General features: G+C 72.3%; 21 protein-coding genes and 1 tRNA gene. 6 read left to right on the top strand and 16 right to left on the bottom strand.

Going from position 1 to position 22,593, the window contains the following annotated elements; genetic code table 11:
- Positions 1 to 8 precede the first annotated feature (8 nt).
- Together ACZ7DY_RS22905 and ACZ7DY_RS22900 are read left to right on the top strand one after the other, a co-directional pair.
- Complete coding sequence (locus ACZ7DY_RS22905; protein ID WP_471137927.1) at positions 9 to 728, top strand: ABC transporter permease subunit; 720 nt, start codon at positions 9 to 11, stop codon at positions 726 to 728.
- 260 nt (positions 729 to 988) lie between these two features.
- Positions 989 to 1,075: transfer RNA gene (locus ACZ7DY_RS22900), tRNA-Ser, on the top strand.
- 50 nt (positions 1,076 to 1,125) lie between these two features.
- On the opposite strand, the gene ACZ7DY_RS22895 is transcribed toward ACZ7DY_RS22900, so the two are convergent.
- The 9 genes from ACZ7DY_RS22895 to ACZ7DY_RS22855 form a co-directional block, all read right to left on the bottom strand.
- Positions 1,126 to 1,950, bottom strand: a complete 825-nt coding sequence (locus ACZ7DY_RS22895; RefSeq protein ID WP_471137926.1) for an HAD family hydrolase — start codon at positions 1,948 to 1,950, stop codon at positions 1,126 to 1,128.
- Positions 1,947 to 3,236 (bottom strand): serine--tRNA ligase, encoded by a 1,290-nt coding sequence (gene serS / locus ACZ7DY_RS22890; RefSeq protein ID WP_471137924.1) that lies wholly within the window; start codon positions 3,234 to 3,236, stop codon positions 1,947 to 1,949. The genes ACZ7DY_RS22895 and serS overlap by 4 nt, the downstream gene beginning before the upstream one ends.
- A gap of 627 nt (positions 3,237 to 3,863) precedes the next feature.
- Positions 3,864 to 4,799, bottom strand: a complete 936-nt coding sequence (pheA, locus tag ACZ7DY_RS22885; protein ID WP_471137923.1) for a prephenate dehydratase — start codon at positions 4,797 to 4,799, stop codon at positions 3,864 to 3,866.
- A 77-nt stretch (positions 4,800 to 4,876) separates the two neighbouring features.
- Complete coding sequence (gene efeB / locus ACZ7DY_RS22880; protein WP_471137922.1) at positions 4,877 to 6,121, bottom strand: iron uptake transporter deferrochelatase/peroxidase subunit; 1,245 nt, start codon at positions 6,119 to 6,121, stop codon at positions 4,877 to 4,879.
- Positions 6,122 to 6,132: 11 nt separating this feature from the next.
- Entirely contained in the window at positions 6,133 to 8,100 is a 1,968-nt protein-coding gene (locus ACZ7DY_RS22875; RefSeq protein ID WP_471137921.1) for a copper resistance CopC/CopD family protein, read from the bottom strand.
- Between the two features lie 14 nt (positions 8,101 to 8,114).
- Positions 8,115 to 8,606, bottom strand: a complete 492-nt coding sequence (locus tag ACZ7DY_RS22870) for a copper chaperone PCu(A)C (protein WP_471138690.1) — start codon at positions 8,604 to 8,606, stop codon at positions 8,115 to 8,117.
- A 41-nt stretch (positions 8,607 to 8,647) separates the two neighbouring features.
- Entirely contained in the window at positions 8,648 to 9,301 is a 654-nt protein-coding gene (locus ACZ7DY_RS22865; RefSeq protein WP_471137919.1) for an SCO family protein, read from the bottom strand.
- Between the two features lie 108 nt (positions 9,302 to 9,409).
- Complete coding sequence (locus ACZ7DY_RS22860) at positions 9,410 to 10,132, bottom strand: YcnI family copper-binding membrane protein (protein ID WP_471137917.1); 723 nt, start codon at positions 10,130 to 10,132, stop codon at positions 9,410 to 9,412.
- 155 nt (positions 10,133 to 10,287) lie between these two features.
- Entirely contained in the window at positions 10,288 to 11,190 is a 903-nt protein-coding gene (locus ACZ7DY_RS22855; protein ID WP_471137916.1) for a hypothetical protein, read from the bottom strand.
- 273 nt (positions 11,191 to 11,463) lie between these two features.
- Between ACZ7DY_RS22855 and ACZ7DY_RS22850 the strand changes: the two genes are divergently transcribed.
- Positions 11,464 to 12,021 carry an ATP-binding protein gene (locus ACZ7DY_RS22850; protein ID WP_471137914.1) on the top strand — a complete coding sequence of 186 codons (558 nt, stop codon included), beginning with the start codon at positions 11,464 to 11,466 and terminating at the stop codon, positions 12,019 to 12,021.
- A gap of 30 nt (positions 12,022 to 12,051) precedes the next feature.
- Here ACZ7DY_RS22850 and ACZ7DY_RS22845 read toward each other — a convergent pair whose 3' ends face one another.
- Both ACZ7DY_RS22845 and pdxR read right to left on the bottom strand, forming a co-directional pair.
- Positions 12,052 to 12,621, bottom strand: a complete 570-nt coding sequence (locus ACZ7DY_RS22845) for a nitroreductase/quinone reductase family protein (RefSeq protein WP_471137913.1) — start codon at positions 12,619 to 12,621, stop codon at positions 12,052 to 12,054.
- 61 nt (positions 12,622 to 12,682) lie between these two features.
- A complete protein-coding gene (pdxR, locus tag ACZ7DY_RS22840) occupies positions 12,683 to 14,224 on the bottom strand; it encodes a MocR-like pyridoxine biosynthesis transcription factor PdxR (RefSeq protein WP_471137911.1) in 1,542 nt (513 codons plus the stop codon).
- A 41-nt stretch (positions 14,225 to 14,265) separates the two neighbouring features.
- Here pdxR and ACZ7DY_RS22835 point away from each other — a divergent pair, with 41 nt between their 5' ends.
- A complete protein-coding gene (locus tag ACZ7DY_RS22835) occupies positions 14,266 to 14,781 on the top strand; it encodes a carboxymuconolactone decarboxylase family protein (RefSeq protein ID WP_471137909.1) in 516 nt (171 codons plus the stop codon).
- Between the two features lie 70 nt (positions 14,782 to 14,851).
- On the opposite strand, the gene ACZ7DY_RS22830 is transcribed toward ACZ7DY_RS22835, so the two are convergent.
- Positions 14,852 to 16,336, bottom strand: a complete 1,485-nt coding sequence (locus tag ACZ7DY_RS22830; RefSeq protein WP_471137908.1) for an aminopeptidase P family protein — start codon at positions 16,334 to 16,336, stop codon at positions 14,852 to 14,854.
- 99 nt (positions 16,337 to 16,435) lie between these two features.
- Positions 16,436 to 17,971: a PP2C family protein-serine/threonine phosphatase gene (locus ACZ7DY_RS22825; RefSeq protein ID WP_471137906.1), complete on the bottom strand. Its 1,536-nt coding sequence runs from the start codon at positions 17,969 to 17,971 to the stop codon at positions 16,436 to 16,438.
- Between the two features lie 453 nt (positions 17,972 to 18,424).
- Between ACZ7DY_RS22825 and ACZ7DY_RS22820 the strand changes: the two genes are divergently transcribed.
- Together ACZ7DY_RS22820 and ACZ7DY_RS22815 are read left to right on the top strand one after the other, a co-directional pair.
- Positions 18,425 to 19,102, top strand: coding sequence for a bifunctional DNA primase/polymerase (locus ACZ7DY_RS22820; protein WP_471137904.1), 678 nt, complete (start codon positions 18,425 to 18,427; stop codon positions 19,100 to 19,102).
- Between the two features lie 55 nt (positions 19,103 to 19,157).
- Positions 19,158 to 19,709 (top strand): hypothetical protein, encoded by a 552-nt coding sequence (locus ACZ7DY_RS22815; RefSeq protein WP_471137902.1) that lies wholly within the window; start codon positions 19,158 to 19,160, stop codon positions 19,707 to 19,709.
- Positions 19,710 to 19,877: 168 nt separating this feature from the next.
- On the opposite strand, the gene ACZ7DY_RS22810 is transcribed toward ACZ7DY_RS22815, so the two are convergent.
- The 3 genes from ACZ7DY_RS22810 to ACZ7DY_RS22800 form a co-directional block, all read right to left on the bottom strand.
- On the bottom strand, positions 19,878 to 20,873 hold the full coding sequence (locus ACZ7DY_RS22810) for a DUF5926 family protein (protein ID WP_471137901.1): 996 nt from the start codon (positions 20,871 to 20,873) through the stop codon (positions 19,878 to 19,880).
- Positions 20,874 to 21,003: 130 nt separating this feature from the next.
- The gene (locus tag ACZ7DY_RS22805) at positions 21,004 to 21,621 is read right to left on the bottom strand and encodes an ATP-binding protein (RefSeq protein WP_471137899.1); all 618 of its coding nucleotides are present in this window, start codon (positions 21,619 to 21,621) and stop codon (positions 21,004 to 21,006) included.
- 53 nt (positions 21,622 to 21,674) lie between these two features.
- Complete coding sequence (locus ACZ7DY_RS22800; RefSeq protein WP_471137898.1) at positions 21,675 to 22,526, bottom strand: glycerophosphodiester phosphodiesterase; 852 nt, start codon at positions 22,524 to 22,526, stop codon at positions 21,675 to 21,677.
- Between the last annotated feature and the right edge of the window lie 67 nt (positions 22,527 to 22,593).

The raw sequence follows: 22,593 nt of genomic DNA, 5'->3' as shown, positions 1-22,593 counted from the left end.
GAGTGACCGTGTACAACCCCACTGTCGCCCGGCTCACCTACCGGGCCCTGCTCGGCCGGCGCCGGGCACTGATCCTCTTCGCCCTGCCCCTGCTGCTGATCGTCATCTCGGCGGCCGTACGGGGCTTCGCCGGCGCCGACGACCAGGTGGCCGTCGACGTCCTCGGCGGATTCGCGCTCGCCACGATGGTGCCGATCATCGGCGTCATCGCGGGCACCGGCGCGATCGGCCCGGAGATCGACGACGGCTCGGTCGTCTATCTCCTCTCCAAGCCGGTCAAGCGGCCCACGATCATCTTCACCAAGCTGATCGTCGCCATCGCCGTGACCATGGCCTTCTCCGCGATCCCCACGTTCATCGCGGGGATGATCCTGAACGGCAACGGCCAGCAGATCGCCATCGCCTACACGATCGCCGCGCTCGTCGCGTCCGTCACGTATGCCGCGATCTTCCTGCTCCTCGGCACGGTCACCCGGCACGCCGTGGTCTTCGGCCTCGTCTACGCCCTGGTCTGGGAGGCCCTCTTCGGGTCGCTGGTCGCAGGGGCGCGCACGCTCAGCGTGCAGCAGTGGTCCCTGGCCGTGGCCCAGAAGGTCGGCCACGGCGACCTGATCACCTCGGACGTCGGCCTGCCGGCCGCGACCGTCCTCCTGGTGGCCGTGACGGCGCTCGCCGCCTGGTACGCGGGACAGCGGCTCCGGTCGCTGACGCTGGCCGGGGAGGAGTGAGCCGGATTTATTCGGTGGCGGTCAACTGGCGGCGCGGGCAGAGTGGTTGACGTCACCGCGCCGCTGATCCGGCGCCCACCGTCCGGGAGAGGAGCCGGCGTGTCACTCCGTACGAGACCGCCGAGTTCCCGGCAGGGCAGCCTGCGGAAGGCCCCGAAGTAGTCACCTGCTTCGTGGAGTCCCGCACACGGGGGAGCTGCCCGGGGCGGCCGCTTCGAGCGCGCAGGATCCGCATCGCTGCGCGGGCCGCCCTTCCCCCTGGAGGATTGGCCGAGTGGTAAGGCAGCGGCTTGCTAAGCCGTCGTCAGGGCCGAGACCCTGCGCGCGTTCGATCCGCGCATCCTCCGCGAGACGTCACACCGCGCCGAGCGGTCCTGTCCCGCCCGGCCCGGGGCCGTCAGCCCAGCAGCCGTTCGAGGACCACCGCGATGCCGTCGTCCGCGTTGGACGCCGTCACCTCGTCCGCCACCGCCTTGAGCTCGTCGTGAGCGTTGGCCATGGCCACGCCGTGGGCCGCCCAGCCGAACATCGGGATGTCGTTGGGCATGTCGCCGAAGGCGATCGTGTCCGCGGCCTTCGCGCCGAGGCGGCGCGCCGCCAGGGAGAGGCCCGTGGCCTTGGAGAGGCCGAGCGGCAGGAGCTCGACTATGCCCTCGCCCGCCATCGTCACGCCGACCAGGTCACCCGCCACCTGGCGGGCCACCTCCGCCAGCGCGTCGTCGCCGAGGCCCGGGTGCTGGACGTACACCTTGTTGAGCGGGGCCGCCCACAGGTCGGAGACGTCGGTGATGGGGGTGGCCGGCAGCGGCCCCTCCTGGACCGCGTAGCCGGGGCCGACCAGGACCTCGCCGTCCATGCCGTCGCGGCTCGCGGCGAGGAAGAGCGGGCCGACCTCCGCCTCGATCTTGGCCAGCGCGAGACCCGCAAGCTGGCGGTCGAGCGTGACCGAGGTCAGCAGCCGGTGCTCCCCCGCGTGGTAGACCTGCGCGCCCTGACCGCACACCGCGATCCCGTCGTAACCGAGGTCGTCGAGGATGGGCCGGGTCCAGGCCACCGCGCGGCCGGTGACGATGATGTGCGCCGCGCCCACCGCGGTGGCCGCGGTGAGCGCCTGGCGCGTACGGTCCGACACCGTGTCGTCGGGGCGCAGCAGCGTCCCGTCGAGGTCGGTGGCGACCAGCTTGTACGGGAAGGAGGGGGTGACGGGAGCAGGGTGGCTCACTTGGCGACGGGCTCCAGGATCTCTCGTCCCCCCAGGTACGGACGGAGGACCTCGGGCACCACCACGGAGCCGTCGGCCTGCTGGTGATTCTCCAGGATCGCCACGATGGTGCGCGGGACGGCGCACAGCGTGCCGTTCAGCGTGGCCAGCGGCTGGAGGACCTTCTTGCCGTCGCGGCTATCGCGCATCCGGATCGACAGGCGGCGGGCCTGGAAGCCGTCGCAGTTCGACGCGGAGGTCAGCTCGCGGTACTTGCCCTGGGTGGGGATCCACGCCTCGCAGTCGAACTTGCGCGAGGCCGAGGCGCCGAGGTCACCGGTGGCGACGTCGATCACCTGGAACGGCAGGCCGAGACCGGTCAGCCACTGCTTCTCCCACTCCAGGAGCCGCTTGTGCTCGTTCTCCGCGTCGGCCGGGTCGACGTACGAGAACATCTCGACCTTGTCGAACTGGTGGACGCGGAAGATGCCGCGGGTGTCCTTGCCGTACGTGCCGGCCTCGCGGCGGAAGCAGGGCGAGAAGCCCGCGTACCGCAGGGGCAGCTTGTCGGCGTCGATGATCTCGTCCATGTGGTAGCCGGCGAGCGCGACCTCGGAGGTGCCGACGAGGTAGTAGTCGTCCTTCTCCAGGTGGTACACGTTCTCCGCGGCCTGGCCGAGGAAGCCCGTGCCCTCCATGGCGCGCGGGCGGACCAGCGCGGGCGTCAGCATCGGGATGAACCCGGCCTCCGTCGCCTGCGCGATCGCGGCGTTGACCAGGGCCAGCTCCAGGAGGGCGCCGACACCGGTGAGGTAGTAGAAGCGCGAGCCTGAGACCTTGGCGCCGCGCTCGACGTCGATGGCGCCGAGCAGCTCGCCGAGCTCCAGGTGGTCCTTGGGCTCGAAGCCCTCGGCGGCGAAGTCGCGCGGGGTGCCGATGGTGTCGAGGACGACGAAGTCCTCCTCGCCGCCGACCGGGACGTCCGGGTGGACGATGTTGCCCAGCTGCTGCAGGAGGCGCTTGGCCTCCTCGTCCGCCTCGTCCTGCTCGGTGTTGGCCGCCTTGACCGCGGCGGAGAGCTCGCCGGCCTTCTTCAGGAGCTCCTGCTTCTCCTCGGGCGATGCCTTGGGGATCAGCTTGCCGAGCGCCTTCTGCTCGGAGCGCAGCTCGTCGAAGCGGACGCCGGACGACCTGCGCCGCTCGTCGGCGGAGAGCAGGGCGTCGACGAGCGCGACGTCCTCTCCACGGGCGCGCTGGGAGGCGCGAACACGGTCGGGGTCCTCACGGAGCAGGCGAAGGTCAATCACCCCTCAAGGCTACCGTCGCGCGGTTCCGGCCCACGACTCACTATTCCACTCCGTGCGTTATGCCCGATTTGCCGGGATGTGAATTCAGGGCTCCGGGGTGGCCGAAACAAGATCGGCCCGGCCGGAAAAGCCCGGCCGGGCATGGCCTCGCCCTCGGTCAATAAATAGGGCACCATTCCCCGAAACGGGGCAGATGGCGGCCGCCGCCTTGACCGGAACTCCTTGTGGGAAGCGGGACTTGGGCCCGCCGTCCACTGCCGTTGTCCACAGGAATCAGCGGCTCCGGACGGTTATCCACAGCCTGTGCGAAAGATCTGTGGACGCCGGAACGCCCTGTTCCGAAACCGGCAAGCCGGGCGAAGGATTCCCTTCCCAAACCACCCGCACACCCACTTTCGAGTGGAAATACCTCGCTCCAAAGAGTTGATCAATAGAAAAGAGTGGACGAGGGGTGACGTGCGGGACTGTGGACGGAGTTGGGGGCTGTGGGCCGATTTGTCGACCATGTCGCGCTTCGTTGTCGACTTGTCCCCAGGTCGAGCCCCAGCCCTGTGGATAACTTCTGTGGACAACGTAAATCTGCAGGTAGGACCGCAGGAGAAGAGCGTCAGGAGCCGTCGCGCCTGGCTAGAAACGGCCGTCCTGGCAGCGCGCAAGCCAGTCCGACGCCGCCATGAATGCGCTGTCGGTGGTGCCGGGCCGCAGCGGCCGGACGTCCTCCGTCGCCACCCCCGCCCGCGGATACGACCCGAGGAAGCGCACCTGCGGGCAGATCCGCTTGAGCCCCATCAGCGCCTCGCCGACCCGGCGGTCCGTGATGTGTCCCTCGGCGTCCACCGAGAAGCAGTAGTTGCCGATGCCCTGGCCCGTCGGCCGCGACTCGATCCGCATGAGGTTGACGCCGCGCACGGCGAATTCCTGGAGCAGTTCGAGCAGCGCGCCGGGGTGGTCGTCGCCCAGCCAGATGACGACGGACGTCTTGTCCGCGCCGGTCGGCGCGGCGGGCCGGGCGGCGCGGCCGACCAGGACGAACCGGGTCTCGGCGTTCGCCGCGTCGTGGATCTCGCTGACCAGCGGTTCGAGCCCGTACGTCGCCGCCGCGAACTCGCCCGCGAAGGCCGCGTCGTACCGCCCCTCCTGCACCAGACGGGCCCCGTCCGCGTTCGAGGCCGCCGACTCCCACAGCGCGTCCGGCAGGTGCGCGGAGAGCCAGTTGCGGACCTGGGGCTGGGCCACGGGGTGGCCGGTGACCGTCTTGATCTCCGACAGCTTCGTGCCGGGACGCACCAGGAGCGCGAAGGCGATCGGCAGCACGACCTCGCGGTAGATCATCAGGGGCTCGCCCTTGGCGAGCTCGTCGACGGTGGTGGTGACGCCGCCCTCGACGGAGTTCTCGATCGGCACCAGCGCGGCCGCCGCCTCACCGGAGCGGACCGCGTCCAGCGCGGCCGGTACCGAGACCATCGGGACCAGCTCCCGGGTGGCCGCCTCGGGCAGCGTGCGGAGAGCCGCCTCGGTGAAGGTGCCCTCGGGGCCCAGGTACGTATAGCGCGTCGCCGACATACCGTCACCCTAATGGGCCCGACGTGGCGCGGCTCACGTGTCTCACCAAGCGGCGCCCGCCCCACGAACGCGCGTTCTCACGCCTCCAGGAGCCGCTGCCCCACGTACTCGCCCTTCGCCGCCCCGCCCGGCACCGCGTAGAGCCCGCTCGCCTCGTGCCGGATGAACTCCGACAGGGCGTCGCCCCGGTCGAGCTTGCGCTGCACCGGGATGAAGCCGCGCATCGGGTCCGCCTGCCAGCAGACGAAGAGCAGGCCCGCGTCGGGTTCGCCCTTGGCGTCGAAGCCGTCGTGGTACGAGAACGGCCTGCGCAGCATCGCGGCGCCGCCGTTCTGGTCGGGCCGGGTGATGCGGGCGTGCGCGTTGAGCGGGATGACGACCTTGCCGTCCGGGCCCGTCGCCTCCAGCTTCGGCTCGGTCGTCTCCGTGCCGCCGGTCAGCGGGGAGCCGTCCGACTTGTGCCGCCCGATCACCGCCTCCTGCTCCTTCAGGCCGAGCTTCTCCCAGTCGTCGAGGAGCATGCGGATACGGCGTACGACGACGTAGGAACCGCCCGCCATCCACGCCGGATCGCCGTTCTCGGGGACGAAGATCCGGCCGTCGAAGGTCTTCTCCGACGGCTTGGGGTTGTTCGTGCCGTCGATCTGGCCCATGAGGTTGCGGGCGGTCAGCGGGCGGGCGGTGGCGCCCGGCGAACGGTTGAACCCGTTCATCTGCCAGCGGACCCGTGCCGTCCCCGCCGCCTCCCGCTGGATGGCGCGCAGCGCGTGGAAGGCGACGAGCGGGTCGTTCGCGCCGATCTGCACCCACAGGTCACCGTTGCTGCGGGCCTTGTCGAGGTGGTCGGAGGAGAAGTCGGGCAGCGGGTCAAGCGCGGCCGGGCGCTGCTTGTGCAGACCCGTGCGGGCGAAGAAGGAGGCGCCGAAGCCGAAGGTGACGGAGAGCGAGGACGGGCCCGCGTCGCGGGCGACCGCCGTGTCCCCGCCGTCGGCAGGCTCGCCCGCCATCAGCCGCGCGGCCGTCGCCGACCAGCGGCGCAGCAGGGCCGCCGCCTCCTTGCGGCCGGCCCCCGCCACCAGGTCGAAGGCGGCCAGATGGCCGCGGGACTGCATGGGCGTGGTGATGCCGGGCTGATGTTTCCCGTGAAACATCACCTCGTCCTTGCCCAGGGACGCCAGCGCGGACGAGCCGGCGGGGCCCGAAGCGGCGGCGTCGGAGGGCGCCGCGGCGTACCCGACGGCGCCGCCCGCCGCGCCGAGCGCGATACCGGTCGCGCCCGCGGTGCCCAGCAGCCGCCGCCTGGAAATGCCGTTGTCCGCCATGGTGATTCCGTTCAGCCGATCTGCGCGTTCTTCTTCACGGTGATCTGGTCGATGTCGGAGGTCCGCACCGTCACCGTGATCTTCCAATTGCCTGCCATCGGGAGCTGCACGCCGTTCGCGCTCCAGTGTCCGGTGGCGATGTGGTCGGGTGCGACGGGCAGCGGGCCGACGTCCTTGGCGGCGAGGGTGAAGGAGACCTTCACCTCGGGGACGTCGAAGGCGCTGCCGTTGGGGCGCTTGACGTAGACGTGCATGGTGTTGCTGCCGGTACGGCCCGGGTCCAGGTCGAGGCGCACGGTCCCCTTGCCGTCGGTGCCGCCCGTGTCGAAGGGCACCTTGACGCTGAGCGGGCCGGAGCGCTGGGCCGCCGCCGCGGACGTGGCTTTGGCGGCCTCCTCCTCGGTGCGGCCGGGCTCGGTGGAGGTGAGGATCGTCGTCACGGCCAGCACGACGACGGCGACGCAGGTCTCGACGAGCACCGAGCGGCGCAGGCCCGAGCGGTTCGGGTCGGCGTCCCTGACGCGCTTCTCGCGGGCGGTGTCCATGGCGGCCCGCTGGCGTGCCAGCTGCGCGGAGCGCTTGGCGTCGCCGCCGGTCTCCCCGGCGGAGGCGGGCACGGTGACGGACTTCTTCGCCGTCTGCTTGCCGCGCTGTTCGACGACGACGGCGGTCGCGGTCCCGGTGGCCGAGGCGCCCGTCCCCGCGGAGATCCGCCCGACCCACTGCCGGGACACGGAGGCGACCCCCACCAGGACGACGATGAGGCCGGCCTTGACGAGGAGCAGCTGCCCGTAGGACGTACCGGTCAGCGCCGACCACGAGCCGACCTGCCGCCACGACTGGTAGATGCCGGTGGCGGCCAGGACGGCGACGCTGGTGAACGCCACGGCCGAGAACCGCCGCACGGCACGCGCGTCGACCGCCGTCGTGCGGAAGAGCGCGAGCGCCAGCGCCGCGAGCCCGCCGAGCCAGGCGCAGACGGCGAGCAGGTGCAGTACGTCGACGGGCATCGCGATGCCCGACTGGATGCCGGTCGACGCGTGCTCGGCCATCGCCCACGTCGCCGCGATGCCGATGGCGACGACGGTGCCGCCGATGGCGAGCCCGAAGGTGAGGTCCTTCCGCTCGGCGGCGGCGTCGGCGTCGGTGTCGTCGAGGCCCTCACGCTTCGCGTACGCGCCGAAGAGCACGGCGATGAAGAGCGCGGCGGCGGCCAGGAGCAGCAGCCGCGAGACGAGGGCCGCCCCTGTCTTGGTGTTGAGGACGTCGCCGAGCAGGCCCATGTCGAAGGCGTCGGCGAGCTTCCCGGAGCCGGTGTAGGGGGCGCGCAGGAGCAGCAGGACGAGGGTGGCGGCGGTCAGCACGACCCAGCCGGACGTCACAAGGCGCTGCATGGGCCGCACGCCGGCGCCGCGCGGCCAGCAGCCGAGGACGAAGGCGGCGCCGCCGACCAGCACGATGAACCCGGCGTACGAGAGGTAGCGGGTGATGTCGTAGAGGACGCCGACCAGGCCGCCGCCGGCCTCCTGGTCGGGCAGCGCGACCTTCGTGTCGGAGGGCGCGCCGATGGAGAAGGTGAAGGCGCCGGAGACGGGGTGGCTGTCGGCGGAGACGACCTGGTAGGCGACGGTGAAGGTGCCGTCGGGCAGGCCGGGGCGCAGCTTCACGCCGTACGTGTTGGCGCCCAGGTCGGTCGTCTTGCCGGCGTCGGCGCGCTTGCCGGCCGGGTCGAGCACCCGCACGGAGCCGTCCGACATGGCGACCTTCTCCGAGAAGGTGAGCTTCACCTGGGCGGGGGCCGTCTTGACCACCGCTCCCTGCTTCGGGTCGCTGCCGGTCAGCGCGGCGTGCGCGGAGGCCGGCGCGGCGCCGGCGAGGAAGGCGCCGGTGGCGGCGAGGAGCACGAGGAGGAGCCGCCAGACGCGAGGGACGGCTCCGGTCCGGTTCGTGGCTCTGGAGCGGGGAGCGATGGTCTGCATCAACGGTCCGTCCCTCAGTGCGAGTTGTGTGACGTGTCGTGCCGCTCGGGCCGGTACGTCGCCGACTTGACCGGCACCTCGATCGTGATCGGGTCCGACTTCTGGAAGCGCAGCGTCAGGGACACCTTCTCGCCCTGCTTCGGCTTGTGCCGGAGCTTCTCCAGCATCACGTGGTTGCCGCCGCTGGCGAAGTCGAGGTGGCCGCCCGCGGGCACGTCGAAGGCTTTCTGCTCCTTCATCACGCCGCCCTTGGTGCTGTGCAGGGTGACCGAGCCCGCGAGGTCGCTGGTGGCGGAGGTGAGCTTGTCCGCGCCGCCCTTGTTGGTGAGCGTGAAGAACCCGGCCGCCATGCCGTCCATGGTGGGTTCGGGGATGTAGGCGCCGTCGGCCGTGATCGCGGGGGCCTTCGCGGAGTTCGCGGAAGCCTTGCCGGAGGCGGTGTCGGAGGCCTTGTCGCCGTCCGAGCCGCCGCAGGCCGTCAGGGCGAGCGCGGCGGTGAGCGCCATGGCGCCGGCGGTGAGCGCGCGGCGCGTGGTGGTGCGGTGGTTCACGGGGTCTGTCCCTTGATGATCTTGGGGAGGTCCTTGGTGTAGTCGCCGGCGCCTGCGCCTTCGTTGTACAGGACGTATCCCGCGTCGGTCTTCGGCGAGAATGCGATGACCTGCGTGCCGTGCATCGAGACGATCTTGCCGTTCTTGTCCTTCTTGGACGGCTCGATGCTGATGGCGAGCTGCCGGGCGCCCGCCTGGATGGTGGCGAAGTCGCCGGTCAGGCCGACGAAGTCGGAGTCGATGCCCTTGAGCCACTTGCCGAGTTCGGCCGGGGTGTCGCGCTTGGGGTCGGTGGTGATGAAGACGACCTTGAGCTTGTCCTGCTCGGCCTTGGGCAGGGCCTTCTTGGCGACCGCGATGTTGTTCATCGTCAGCGGGCAGACGTCGGGGCAGTGCGTGTAGCCGAAGTAGATCAGCGTCGGCTTGCCCTTGGTCTCCTCGCGCAGGTCGTACTTCTTGCCGTGCGTGTCGGTGAGGATGAGGTTCGGCTTCTCGTACGGCTTGTCCAGGACCGTGGCGGCCTTGCCGGAGTCGGTCTGGGCGGAGACCTCCGCCACCGGCTTCTTCTCGTCGCCGCCGCCGCAGGCGGTCAGCGTGAGGGCGGCCGCGGTCAGCAGGGCAGCGGCGGCGGCCTTCTTGGGGGTGCTCATCGAGCTCTTCGTGCGCATATGGAAATGTCCCAGATGTGAGGGGGCCGGGGTGCACCGGGGCGGCGGTGTGCCGCGCCGGTGCACCCCGTGGGTGGCTCGGCCGACGGCTCAGCCGGTGACGCGGCGGCGGCCCGCGAGCACGCCGAACGCGACGCCCGCGGCACCGACGACGATGCCGACGACGCCGAGGACGCGGGCGGTGGTGTCACTGCTGTCGGACGAGTCGGAGGAGGCGCTCTCGGTCTTGCCCGCCTTGTCGTCCGACTTCGTGTCGGCGGCGGCGCCGTGGCCCTCGGACGCGGCGGTCAGCGTGAGGGCGGGGGCCGGGTGCTCCGGCTCCTCCTGGCCCTTCTGCTGCGGCTCGATCCAGCGGACGACATCCTTGTTGTCGTACGTCTGGATGGCCTTGAAGACGAGCTGGTCGGTGTCCTCGGGCAGCTGGCCCATGGAGACCGGGAACTTCTGGAAGGTGCCCGGCTGGATGCCCTTGCCGTCGGCGGTCCAGGTGACCTTGGAGACGGCCTCGTCGATCTTCTTGCCGTGGATCTCCAGCGGCTTGTCGAGCTTGCTCTTGGTGACCTTGACGTTCCAGCCCGGGACCGGCTCCGTCATCACGGAGGCGAGCGGGTGGTCGGTCGGGAAGGAGACCTCGAGCTTGTTGGTCGAGGCGTCGTCCATCTCGTTCGGCACCTTGAAGTTCACCGTCGCGTACCCGCCCTTGGCGGCCTCGCCCTCGGGCGCGACGCTGACGTGCGCGAACGCGGTCCCCGAGAGGACGAGGACGGCGGAGGCAGCGACGGTGCCGGCGGCGGCGATGCGGGAGATCTTCATGACAGGAACACTCCACTTTCGTCAGTGTTGATCGGTACGCGGCGCGGTGGGCCGCCGTACCGGGTGCTGGATGCGGAAGGGGTGCGCGCGGCCGAGCGGGCACGCGCGCGTGCGCGCCGAGCGACCCCCTCCGTGCAGCGGTGGAGTGTGTCGCGTCAGGCGGCGAGTTCGACGTCGCGGTGGCCCGCCGGGGGCCCGCGCCGGATCACCGCGTCCTCCAGCGCGACCGTGCGCGGCTTCGGCGGCGCGAGCAGCGCGGTGCGCGGAGCCCGCGGACCGGCCGTCTCGGGCGCGCCGGGCAGGCCCGCCCGCAGGGCGCGTACGAGGGTGAGCGCCGAGCGCAGGGAACGGACGAGCGCTCCTTCGGCGACCCCCTGCGCCCCGTCGGCGAGGCGGACGAGGCGCAGCAGCGCGAGGTCGCCGCGCCGCAGCAGCCAGCCCGCGGCTAGCGCCGCGAGCAGGTGGGCGACGAGCATGGGCAGGGAGGGGACGAGCGCCATGGCGTCCATCGGCCTCATCGACCCCGTCGGGACCCCGGCGCCTGCCGCGCCCGGCATCGAATCCAGCGCGGAGTGCGCGTGCGTGTGCGCGGCGGAGTGCCCCGCTTCTGCGGCGGCCCTGCCGCCCATGCCGGCCGCACCCGTGCCGCCGGGGCCGAACCCGGCGGTGGTGAGGATCCGGTGGGCCTGCGCGGGCGTGATCGTCGCGGCGCCCGCCCCGCAGACCAGGCGCGCGGCCCGCTCCACCAGAGTGCCGTCACCGTTCTGGGTGACCGTGGTGCCGTGCTGGCCGAGGCCGAACAGGGTGTGCAGGCCGAGCTGTCCCGCCGCGAGCAGCGCGGCGATGCCGGGCAGCGAACGGGCCCGCCCGGCGAGCGGCAGCGCGACGGCGAGGACGACGGCGAAACCCGCGGCCAGCGTCCACAGCGGGACGGCGGCGCAGGAGGCGAGCACATGGCCCCCGGCGGACAGCACGACGCAGACCGCGGCGAACATCGCGGCCCTGAGCAGCCGGAGATCGGCTCCGGCGCGCGGCTGGCGCTGGTGGGGGGCAGTCATGGCCGGGACATCATCGCACTGGACTTACGCGGTGTGTACGGCAGGTCCGGAAGGTCCCGTTCCAGGGCGTTGGGGCGGAGTGGGGGCTGTCTGGGCGCCCGGTGGCGAGCCCCGCGCCCCCTCCGTGGCGAGCCCCGCGCCCCCTCCTCCTACACCGGACGGCGGGGGCCGCGCGTCCGCCGTATGGGCGGCATCACGTCAACCGTGCGCTTATCCCCGCGCGTGTGTGGCAATACGTATCGGTATGTCGAGCCGCAGCCAGGAGGCTGGAGCATGAGCATCTGGTGGTCTCTCCATTTGCGGCGCGAAGCCGCGAGCGTCCCGCTCGCCCGCCGTCTGTTGATCGGCACGATGGAGACCGCGGGCGTGGACCCGGACGTCTCCTACGACCTGTCGGTCGCCCTCAGCGAAGCGTGCGCCAACGCCGTGGAACACGGCGGCACCGGCCTCCCCGGGAGCGGGAGCATCCCGGGGGATGCCGGTGAGGTGGGCGATACGGGTGACACCGGTGGAGCGGGCGATACGTGTGACACCGGTGGAGCGGGTTGTGCGGGCGGTGTGGGCGGTTACCGCGTCACGGCCTACCTCGACGGCGAGAAGTGCCGTATCGAGGTGACCGACTCGGGACCGGGCTTCCCCGGTGCCTCGCACGACTGTCCCGGGCCCCGCGCGGCCGCCGCCGACACGGACGAACACGGCCGGGGCCTGTACCTCATCCAGGAACTCGCCGACCACGTCCACCTCGGCAACAAGCCGGGCAGGGGCGGCGCGGTGATCAGCTTCGACAAGATCCTCAAGTGGCGTGAGGACGCGCCCTTGATGACGGCCTGAGGGACGGCCAAGAGGCCTCCGCCGGGTGCCCTACCCGGCGGACTGACCGGACGCCTCCGCGCCGCTCGCGCGGGTCAGCGCGATCACCGGGATCGTGCGCGGGGAGCGGGCCCTGAACTCCGCGAAGTTCGGGTCCCGTTCGATCTGCCGACGCCACAGCTCGTCGTGTTCGGCCGGGTCGACGGGCGTGGCACGGGCCTCGTACCGCTCCGTGCCGACCTCGACGACGACCAAGGGCTCCTTCACGAGGTTGTGGTACCAGCCGGGAGCCTTCTCCGAGCCACCGTTGGAGGCGAAGACGACGAGGCGGTCGCCCTCGGGGCGGGGGTCGGGCAGATAGACCGCGGGCGTCGTCCGGGGCAGCCCGCTCTTCGCGCCCCGGGTGGTCAGCAGGAGCAGGGTCGTGCCTTCGAAGGGGCCGCCGACCCGCCCCCCGTTCGCGCGGAACTCCTCGATCACGCGGCGGTTGAAGGGATTGGAGTTGTTGACCCCGTCGCCCACCGCACCGCCGGCGGCATCGGCGCCGCTGCCCGTACTGCCCCCGCCACCCGTCCTGCTCCCACCAGCCGTCCCACTACCCGTACTGATCGTGCTGCCCATGGCCCCGGTCCTCCCCGTGCTGACTGCTGACACACCAACCGGAACGATCAACGAACCTCCGCTATTTCCCGGCCCCTTCGTCCTCACCCGGCGCCCCCTCGCCGCATGAGTCCTCGCCGCATGAGTCCTCGCCGTACGACTCATCGGCGGGCGGCAGCGCCCGGAGCAGGGCCTCGACGGCCGCCTCGTACGCGTGTTCCGCCGGTGCCGAGTAGCCGACGACGAGTCCGTCCCCGGCCGCCGTCGTGGCCCGCGGATGCCGGAACGAGGCCAGGCCGTCCAGTGCGATCCCCTGCCAGGACGCGGCCTTGACCGCGGACGCCTCCGAGCCGGGCGGCAGCCGCAGCACCGCGTGCAGACCCGCCGCGATGCCGGTGGCCGTGATGTGCGGGGCCTGTTCGGCGAGGGCGGCGACGAGCCGGTCGCGGCGGTGCCGGTAGTGCTGCCGCATCCGCCGGATGTGGCGGTCGTACTGTCCCGCGGCGATGAAGTCGGCGAGCGTGAGCTGGTCGAGGACGCTCGCCCACGCCTCGCGCTCCCCCTTGGCCTCGAGCACGCCGTCGACGAGCCGTTCGGGCAGCACCATCCAGCCGAGGCGCACCGCGGGGGAGAGGCTCTTGCTGACCGAGCCGAGGTAGACGACGTGTTCGGGGTCGAGGCCCTGGAGGGCGCCGACGGGTTCGCGGTCGTAGCGGAACTCCCCGTCGTAGTCGTCCTCCAGGACCACGCCGCCGCCGGCGCGCGCCCAGTCGACGACCGCCGCGCGCCGGGCAGGGTGCAGCGGGCCGCCGGTCGGGAACTGGTGCGCGGGCGTGAGCAGCACACCCCGCACCCGCGCCCCGCTCCCGTGCCCCCGCTCCGGACCGGCCGCCAACTCCGCGACACGGGCGCCCTGTTCGTCCAGGCCCAGCGGTACCGTCCGTACGCCCGAGTCCTCCAGGATCTGCCGGTGGAAGCCGAGCCCGTACGACTCCACGGCGAGCGGCCCGCGCAGCACCCCGCCGCCCGCGCCGCGCGCACCCGCGAAGAGCAGCCGCAGCGCGTGCGCGAACCCGGAGCAGACCACGATCCGTTCGGGGTCGGCGCGCACCCCGCGGGCCCGCGTCAGGTACTCGGCGAGGGCCCGGCGCAGCTCGACGCGGCCGCGCGGATCGCCGGGCCCGAACGCCTCGTTGGGCGCGGCGCCGAGCGCCCGCCGGGCCGCCGCGAGCCAGGCGGTGCGCGGGAAGGAGCCGGTGTCCGGCGTGCCCTGGCGGAGGTCGTGGGCGGGGGCGGCGGGCCGGGCGGGCGCGGGCTTCGGGCGCCGCGCGGGCCGGGGCGCGGCCGCCCGCTCCGCGACCCGCGTCCCCGAGCCCTGCCGCGCCGTCAGCCAGCCCTCGGCGACCAGTTCGGCGTAGGCGTCGGCGACGGTGTTGCGGGCAAGACCGAGGTCGGCGGCGAGCGAACGGTAGGGCGGCAGCCGGGTGCCAGGGGGGAGCCGCCCCTCGCGTACGGCGTCCCGCAGGGCGCGGATGAGGACGGAGCGGCGGCTGCCGGGACCCGAGAGGTCCAGATGCAGGTCACTGCCGACGCGCTCCGCCGAATTGACCCATGATTCCGGCATGGAAATGCACCTTAGCCGAGGTCTTTCCCGCGCCTAGATTCATGGTCATGACGAACAACGCGACCCTCACCGCCCCGGCCCCCGCCGCCCCCCAGACCCCCGCCCCCCGCCTCAATTTCGCCAAGGCCGCGCCCAAGGCGTTCAAGGCCCTCATCGGCTTCGACGCCGCCGCCCGCGACGGCCTCGACCCCGCCCTGGTCGAGCTGGTCCAGATCCGCGCCTCGCTCCTCAACGGCTGCGCCTACTGCCTGCACATGCACACCTCCGACGCCCGCAAGGCGGGTGAGGACGAGGCGCGGCTGCACATGGTCGGCGTGTGGCGCGAGGCCCGGCACTTCTTCACGGCGAAGGAGCAGGCGGCGCTCGCGCTGACCGAGGCGGTCACGCTCATCGACCGGGGCAGCGTCCCGGACGACGTGTACGCCGAGGCCGCCCGCCACTTCGACGAGGAGGAACTCGCCCGCGTCCTCGCCCTGATCTTCACCATCAACACCTGGAACCGCATCGCCCTGAGCACCGCGAAGGTCGCGGGCGAGGACGAGCGGGACGATCACTGATCACACGCGAAGGGCCGGCCTCCCCGCTCGGGGAAGGCCGGCCCTCAGGCGTGTGCGGGGGAGCTGCGGCTCAGCCCTTCAGCCGGGCCATCCACGCCTCGACGTCGTCGGAGGTGCGCGGCAGGGCGGCCGACAGGTTCCTGTTGCCGTCCTCCGTCACGAGGATGTCGTCCTCGATCCGGACGCCGATGCCGCGGTACTCCTCCGGCACGGTCAGGTCGTCCGCCTGGAAGTACAGGCCGGGCTCGACGGTCAGGCACATGCCGGGCTCCAGCGTGCCGTCCACGTACGCCTCGGTGCGGGCGGCGGCGCAGTCGTGGACGTCCATGCCGAGCATGTGACCGGTGCCGTGCAGCGTCCAGCGGCGCTGCAGACCCAGCTCGAGGACGCGCTCGACCGGGCCCTCGACGAGACCCCACTCGACCAGCTTCTCGGCGAGCACGCGCTGCGACGCGTCGTGGAAGTCGCGGAACTTGGCGCCCGGCTTCACCGCCGCGATGCCCGCCTCCTGCGCCTCGTACACGGCGTCGTAGATCTTCTTCTGCAGCGGGTCGAAGCGGCCGTTGATCGGCAGCGTGCGGGTGATGTCCGCGGTGTAGTACGTGTGCGTCTCCACACCGGCGTCGAGCAGCAGCAGCTCGCCGGAGCGCACCGGGCCGTCGTTGCGCACCCAGTGCAGGGTGGTGGCGTGCGGGCCGGCGGCGCAGATCGAGCCGTAGCCGATGTCGTTGCCCTCGACGCGGGCGCGCAGGAAGAACGTTCCCTCGATGTAGCGCTCGCTGGTGGCCTCGGCCTTGTCGAGGACCTTCACGACGTCCTCGAAGCCGCGGGCGGTCGAGTCGACGGCCTTCTGCAGCTCGCCGATCTCGAACTCGTCCTTGACCAGGCGGGCCTCGGAGAGGAAGACGCGCAGCTCCTCGTCGCGCTCGGCGGTGACCTTGTCGGTCAGGGCCTCCTCGACGCCGGCGTCGTAGCCGCGCACGACGCGGACCGGTCCGGTGGCCTCGCGCAGCTTGCCGGCGAGCTCGCGCACGTCGGACGCGGGGATGCCGTGCAGCTTCTCGGCCTCGGCGAGGGAGTGCCTGCGGCCCACCCAGAGCTCGCCCATGCCGTTGAGCCAGAACTCGCCGTTCTCGCGGTTGGAGCGCGGCAGGAGGTAGATGGTCGCGTCGTGGCCGTCGGCGGTGGGCTCCATGACCAGGACGCCGTCGTCGGTCTGGTTGCCGGTCAGGTACGCGTACTCGACGGAGGCGCGGAAGGCGTACTCGGTGTCGTTCGACCGCGTCTTCAGGTTGCCCGCGGGGATCACGAGGCGCTCGCCCGGGAAGCGCGCGGAGAGCGCGGCGCGCCGGGCGGCGGTGTTCTCGGCCTGCGGGATCGGGCGCAGGTCGTGCAGCTCGGTGTCGGCCCAGCCGGACTTCATGTTCTCGGCGAGCTCATCGGAGACACCCGGGTACAGGCCGTTCTTGCGCTGCTTGATCGGCTCTTCTTCGGTCTCTTCCGGGCCCGCTGCGGTAGCGGCGATGGGCTCCGCCGGGTTGAGCGCCTCCGACACGATCTGCCTCCTCTGTACGACACTGGACCACCCTCCATCGTACGGGCGTACGGAAGGGGTCCAGAGCCGGAAGGCCACTTACAGCGCGTGCCCGGCGCCTCACTCGAAACGGGCCGCGAGCAGCACCACGTCCTCGTCGCTGTCTGCGGCGTCCAGGCCGTCCGGCAGGACGGCGTGCAGCACGTGGTCGGCGATGGCCCCGGGGTCGTCCCTGATCTCCCGCGGCACGCTCGCCGCCGCCGCGTGCAGCCGCGCGAAGGCCCGGTCCATCGGGTCGCCGGTGCGGTGCAGCAGCCCGTCGGTGTAGAGAAGCACCGTTTCTCCGGGCTCCGGGCTGATCTCCACGCTCGGCGCCTCCCAGCAGGCGAGCATGCCGAGCGGCGCGGAGAGCGAGGTCTCCACGAACTCGGTGCGGCGCTCCCCGACGATCAGCGGCGGGCTGTGCCCGGCCCCGGCGAGGACGACCTTGCGCAGGGCGGGCTCGCAGTAGGCGAAGAGTGCCGTCGCCGAGCGCGCGGGCTCGGTCAGCCGAAGGAGCAGCTCCAGGTCGGAGAGGACGGCGACGGGGTCCTCGCCCTCCATCACCGCGTACGCCCGCAGCGAGGCGCGCAGCCGTCCCATCGCGGCGACGGCGCTCGGCCCCGAGCCGGTCACGGAGCCGACCGCGAGGCCGAGCGCCGCGTCCGGCAGCGGCAGCGCGTCGTGCCAGTCGCCGCCGCCGCGGGGCCCGGTGCGGTGCCGGGCGGCGAGCTGCACCCCGGCGACCCGGGGCAGCCGCGGGGGCATCAGCTCCTCGCGCAGGGTGGCGTCGGCCGTGCGGACCCGGTCCAGTTCGAGCAGTCGCGCCACGTGCTCGGAGGCGTGGCGCGCGTAGAGCCCGGCGAGGTGGCGGCGGCGCTCGGCCGGCTCCGCGGGCTCGTCGTAGAGCCAGACCGCCGCGCCGATTCGGCCCGCCGTTTCGGCGGCGAGCGGCAGGGCGTAGCTGGCGGCGTAGCCGAGCCGGGCGGCGACCTCGCGGTGGCGCGGGTCGACGCCGTCCCCGGCGAGCAGGTCGGGCTGCGCGATCTCCTCGGGCACACCACCCGGCTGGCCCTCCGCGGCGTCCAGGATCCTGCCGTACGAGGTGGCGCCGCGCGGCACCGTCTCGATGAGTCCGAGGTCGGCGTGGCCGAGGCCGAGGCCGACGGTGGTGTCGGGGCCGAGCCCGTCGGGCGGTTCCACCACGGCGAGCCCGCGCCGGGCGCCGACCAGGGCGGCACCGGCGCGAAGCAGTTCCCGGAGGGCCTCGTCGAGGGTGGCCGTGCGGGCGAGCCGCTCGGTCAGTTCGTGCAGCGTGGTGAGGTCGGAGACCCAGCCGGCCAGGCGGTCCTGGAGCACGGCGCCGGGCGGGGCGGGCAGGGGTGTGCCCTCCGGGGACGCCGTGGCGGGTGGGGTCTGCGCGGTGGGCGCGACAGTGTGGGCCGGTGGCGGAACTGTGGAATCGATTCCGGCCACTTTCGGAAGGTGAGGGGCGTTCATGGCTGACGGCTTTCCGGCCGGTGCGTAATGCTCGATAGCATCGCAAACCCCCATGTCATTCCGCGCCGCTAACAATGTCTCCAGATGTACACGCACTGGTGAGGGGATGTCCAGCATTGTCCTGCCGGGATTCCTGGTGTCCGAGGGAATTGAGGGGATTGAAAAAGATCTTGAAAAGTTGGCTGAAAACAGCGCCGGGTTAGGGCATATTGGGGTCGACTGACGTTGTTCGGTAAAGCGTTGCAGGGGTCGCGCTGGGTACGTACTCAGTGATGGCCAGGGGCAGTTGGGACCCGTCCGGAACCTGACCAAGGACCCGGGCGTCCTAACTCACGACGACCGTGCCCCATCCTCCCGTGGCGGAGGCGGCAAGCAATATCGCGGGACGGCAAACGCCAGGCGCCGCCACCCCTCGCCACGTCAACGCTCGGTTCAGAGTGGTTCCCCATGCCGCAGGCTGGGGTCAGATGTGCCAGCTCGTACGTACAGCGAAGAGATCCACACATGGTGTGATGTGGCCCGCAGTCTCCCCGGCTAACGCCGGCGTGCAACGGAAAGGAACGAGCGCTCATGCGCGAGATCCTCGGAAGGCGACGCAGGCTCCTGTCCTGGCGAATCGGAAGAAAGCCCGGCAGGAGTGCCGGACAGCTCGGCGCGGCTCTGACCTTCGCCACCGCGTGGCGCTGGCCCGTCCTGCCCGGAGTCGGCCTCGACCGGCGTGACGGCAGCCGGTGCGCCTGCCCCGACCCCGACTGCGTGGTGCCCGGCGCGCACCCCCTCGACCCCGGCCTCCTCGCCGCCACCACCGACGCGCGCATGGTCCGCTGGTGGTGGACCAACCGGCCGTGCGCCCCCGTCGTGCTCGCCACCGGCGGCCGCGCGCCGTGCGCCGTCAGCCTTCCCGCCGACGCCGGAGCGCGCGCCCTCGCCGCGCTCGACGAGGCCGGCATCAGGCTCGGCCCGGTGGTCGCCACCGAAGCCCGGCTGTACCTGCTCGTCGCGCCGTACTCCATGGCCCAGTTGGGCGAGCTCCTCTACACCAAGGACTATGTCCCCGGCTCCCTGCGCTTCCACGGCGAGGGCGGCTACCTCGCCCTTCCCCCGTCCGGGACGGGCCAGGGTCCGGTCCGCTGGGAGCGCGCGCCGCTGCCCGGCTCGGCGGCCCCCTGGGTGCCGGACGTCGAGGCCGTGGTGGACGCCGTCGTCGACGCCCTCACTCGTACGGGTGTGAGCGCGCCCGAGTTGTAGGGGAATTGGGCGCGCGGCGGCCGGGCCGCGCGCCCGCTGTCGTTATCTTCGGCTCATGCAACCCCGCCTCATCGTGCTCATGGGTGTCGTGGCCGTCACGGTTCTGCTGCCGCTCGCCGGCGCGTCCGCGGGGCCGGTGGGCGACGGTGACGCGAAGTCGCCCCTCCCCTCCCCCGCGCCCGCCGCGTCGAACGCCCCTTCGGAGGCGCACCGGCGGGCCGGCGCCGTGCGGGACACCTCGGCGCTGCGGCGCCCCGGCACGGCCACCGCCGCCCACTGCGGCCCCGAACTCTCCTCGCCCGACGGCATCGAGGCCCAGACGTGCGTCCTCAGCCTGGGCGGCGACACCTGGGCGCGCACCTACTACCGCAATGTCACCGGCAGGGAGCTGGCCGCCGTGCTGACCCTGATGGGCCCGGCCGCGCACACCGTGCAGATGCGCTGTGCGGTGGGCGCGGGCGACGAACCGGCGACCTGCGAGACCCCGCGCGAGCGGTCGGCGGGCGGTGCGGCCCAGTACTCGGCGGTGGCGGAGTACGCGGCGGGCGAGACGGACGGACTGCTGCTGCGCTCGGGCAGCAACTCCGCGTCTCCGCAGGGGAGTTGAGCGCCGAACCGGCGTCCGGGCATGGAAAAGGCCCGGTTGCTGGCGACGGGGGATGCACCAGCAACCGGGCTACCTGAACGGTAACAAGAGATCGGCCCATGGCAAATTCGATCCGAGTTATCCGGACAGGCGTGCGGGGAGCCTCCGTCCCCGCACGACGTCCGCGGTTCAGCTCAGGGTGACCTGACGGTTGGTGAGGCCACCGCGCGCCCTGCGCTCGTCCGGGGTGAGCGGGGAGGTCGAGGCGAGCGCCGCCGCGAGCCGCTCGGCGAACTCCGCCGCGGGCTTCTCGACATCCGCGGCACCGACCCCGCTCGGCAGGTCCCACACCGGCACGGTCAGCCCGTGCGCCCGGAAGGAACCGACCAGCCGCGTGCCCTCGCCGAGACTCGACGTACCGGCCGCGTGCAGCCGGGCCAGCGCGTCGAGGAGCTGCTCCTCGGGGTGCGGCATGACCCAGCGCAGGTGGTTCTTGTCCGGGGTCTCGCACCAGTACGCGGCGTCCACGCCGGTCAGCCGCACGGTCGGGATGGCGGCGTCGTTCGCCCGCTCCAGGGAGGCCGCGACCTCCGGCGTCGCGTTCTCCGCGTCCGGCACCCAGAACTCGAAGCCCTCGTGCACGGCCGGCTCGAACGGGCCCTCGGGGTCGAGCAGATCCTGCAGCCGCGGCCCGTCGGCCGGAGCGCGGCGGGCCTTCACCGGCGTACCCGGCTCGGCCTCCAGCGCGCGCCGCAGGGTATCGGCGAGGTCCCGGCTGATGTCACCGGATGAGGTGTCGTTCTGCAGGCCGAGCAGGACAGAGCCGTCGTCGCGGCGCAGCGCGGGCCACGCCATCGGCAGCACCGTGGCGAGGGAGACCGAGGGAACGCCGTCGGGGAGCCCGCCCTTGAGGGTCAGCTCGACCGTGGCGGCCGGGACCAGCTCGCGCAGGGCGACCCAGTCGCACTCGCCGGGCAGGCCCTCGAAGGGGCGCTGCACCAGCTCGGTCACCGCGTGGGCGGCGGCCCGGCCGTGACAGGCCTTGTAACGGCGGCCCGAGCCGCAGGGGCAGGGTTCGCGGGCGCCGACCACGGGGTAGTTCTCGTCGGCGCCTTGGGCGCCGGACCCGTTCCCGCGCTGCGGCTGCTGCTGCTTGCCCTTGGTCTGCGGGCGCTTCTTGGCCATCTTGGGTGTCTCCCGGCTGCGGCTCTCTTGCGTACGGGCGCGAGCCTAGCCGTTGGCACGGGGACGGTCGGGACGTGTTCCCGCGCGGCCGCCGTGCCCGTCCCCCGGCGGCCCGGCCCCGGGGCACCGGTCAGTCCAGGTCGTCGAAGGGGTCCCCGATGCCGAGCTCGGATATCGCGGCCGCCGACGGCGCGGCGACGCGCGTAGCGAAATCCTCGTGGTGGTGCCCGGCTTCGAGTACGACCCAGACGGTGACCTCGCCGTGCACGTCGTCGCGGACGCCCCAGGTGTCGGCGAGCGCCGTGATGATGTTGAGGCCGCGGCCGCCGTGCGCCGTGACCGATGGGGTGGCGGGGACCGGGCGGGTCGGGCCGCCGCCGTCCGTCACCTCGACCGTGAGCCGGCCCGTCTTGTCGACGTGCCATGCCGCCCGTACGTCTCCGTCGCCGACCATCCCGCGGCCCAGCGGCCTGCCGTGCCGGCAGGCGTTGCTGAGCAGCTCGGACAGGACCAGTACGGCATCGTCGACGACCGACTCCGAGACTCCGCTCATGCGCAACTGATCACGCATCCGGTGTCTTGCTTCCCCCACGCCCGCAGGGCCATGGGGTACGGCCATGCTCGACGACGTGGGCACCTCCCGTGCCACCACCAACGCCACCCCCGAGACCTCCTTCGCCCCACGCCACGGTGTGGATGCCCCAATGGACTGGACCGGAAACCGGCCAATCCACGTCCGGTGACGCACTCGTAACGATCGAATACGGACCGAACGCGCCGGGGCACACCCTGTAACGGCTGTTAACGGAGTCCCAGACGATCCAGTTGGGTCAGAACCTGCTTGGGGCGGTTGGTGATGATCGCGTCGACACCCAGTTCGGCGCAGAGTTCGACGTCCTCGGGTTCGTTCACCGTCCACACGTGCACCTGGTGTCCCGCGCGTTTCAGTTTGGCGATGTACGAGGGGTGGCTGCGCACGATCCGCATGCCGGGGCCTGCGATGCGCACGCCTTCGGGGAGGCGGCCGTCGCGGTGGCGCGGTGAGACGAACTGCATCAGGTAGACGGTCGGCAGCGTCGGGGACGCGGCCCGCACGCGGTGCAGCGAACGCGCCGAGAAGCTCATGACCCGTACCGGCGAGGCCTCCGCGGAGGAGGGCGCGTCCAGACCGAAGCGCTTGAGGAGCAGCAGCAGCCGCTCCTCCACCTGACCCGCCCAGCGGGTGGGGTGTTTCGTCTCGATCGCCAGCCGCACACGGCGCCCCGACGCATTACTTTCGGCCACCAGCTCGAGCAGCCGCTCCAGGGTCAGGACGGAGGTGTCCTCCCTCCTCGACCCCTCACCCGCCGACCCCTCCCAGTCCGGCCCCTCCTCGGCCTCGCCGTGGTGCTTCTTCCAGGAGCCGAAGTCCAGCGCGGCGAGATCCGCGAGTTCGAGGGCGGAGACGGCTCCGCGGCCGTTCGACGTACGGTTGACGCGCCGGTCGTGTACGCACACGAGGTGGCCGTCCGCGGTGAGCCGTACGTCGCATTCGAGGGCGTCGGCGCCGTCGTCGACCGCTCTCCTGTACGCGGCCAGCGTGTGCTCGGGAGCGTCTTCGGAGGCTCCGCGGTGGGCGACGACCTGGATCTGGTGCTGTCGTGCGAGGGTCACCGCGTCATGGTGCCATCACGGGGTACCCGACGGCTCGCCGGACGGTGCCCGCCGGGGCGGCCGGACA

The organism is Streptomyces sp. NPDC037013, from assembly GCF_055607265.1.
This window is presented reverse-complemented; position numbering and strand designations above follow the sequence as displayed.

Excerpts from the sequence above, each read along its gene's own strand:
- ACZ7DY_RS22875 (WP_471137921.1), bottom strand. The coding sequence starts at position 8,100 with ATGCAGACCATCGCTCCCCGCTCCAGAGCCACGAACCGGACCGGAGCC.
- ACZ7DY_RS22810 (WP_471137901.1), bottom strand. The coding sequence starts at position 20,873 with ATGGCCAAGAAGCGCCCGCAGACCAAGGGCAAGCAGCAGCAGCCGCAG.
- ACZ7DY_RS22865 (WP_471137919.1), bottom strand. The coding sequence starts at position 9,301 with ATGAGCACCCCCAAGAAGGCCGCCGCCGCTGCCCTGCTGACCGCGGCC.
- ACZ7DY_RS22850 (WP_471137914.1), top strand. The coding sequence starts at position 11,464 with ATGAGCATCTGGTGGTCTCTCCATTTGCGGCGCGAAGCCGCGAGCGTC.
- efeB (WP_471137922.1), bottom strand. The coding sequence starts at position 6,121 with ATGGCGGACAACGGCATTTCCAGGCGGCGGCTGCTGGGCACCGCGGGC.
- pheA (WP_471137923.1), bottom strand. The coding sequence starts at position 4,799 with ATGTCGGCGACGCGCTATACGTACCTGGGCCCCGAGGGCACCTTCACC.
- ACZ7DY_RS22870 (WP_471138690.1), bottom strand. The coding sequence starts at position 8,606 with ATGGCGCTCACCGCCGCGCTCGCCCTGACGGCCTGCGGCGGCTCGGAC.
- ACZ7DY_RS22845 (WP_471137913.1), bottom strand. The coding sequence starts at position 12,621 with ATGGGCAGCACGATCAGTACGGGTAGTGGGACGGCTGGTGGGAGCAGG.
- ACZ7DY_RS22825 (WP_471137906.1), bottom strand. The coding sequence starts at position 17,971 with ATGCTGGACATCCCCTCACCAGTGCGTGTACATCTGGAGACATTGTTA.
- ACZ7DY_RS22835 (WP_471137909.1), top strand. The coding sequence starts at position 14,266 with ATGGTCATGACGAACAACGCGACCCTCACCGCCCCGGCCCCCGCCGCC.
- ACZ7DY_RS22860 (WP_471137917.1), bottom strand. The coding sequence starts at position 10,132 with ATGAAGATCTCCCGCATCGCCGCCGCCGGCACCGTCGCTGCCTCCGCC.
- ACZ7DY_RS22815 (WP_471137902.1), top strand. The coding sequence starts at position 19,158 with ATGCAACCCCGCCTCATCGTGCTCATGGGTGTCGTGGCCGTCACGGTT.
- ACZ7DY_RS22820 (WP_471137904.1), top strand. The coding sequence starts at position 18,425 with ATGCGCGAGATCCTCGGAAGGCGACGCAGGCTCCTGTCCTGGCGAATC.
- pdxR (WP_471137911.1), bottom strand. The coding sequence starts at position 14,224 with ATGCCGGAATCATGGGTCAATTCGGCGGAGCGCGTCGGCAGTGACCTG.
- ACZ7DY_RS22855 (WP_471137916.1), bottom strand. The coding sequence starts at position 11,190 with ATGACTGCCCCCCACCAGCGCCAGCCGCGCGCCGGAGCCGATCTCCGG.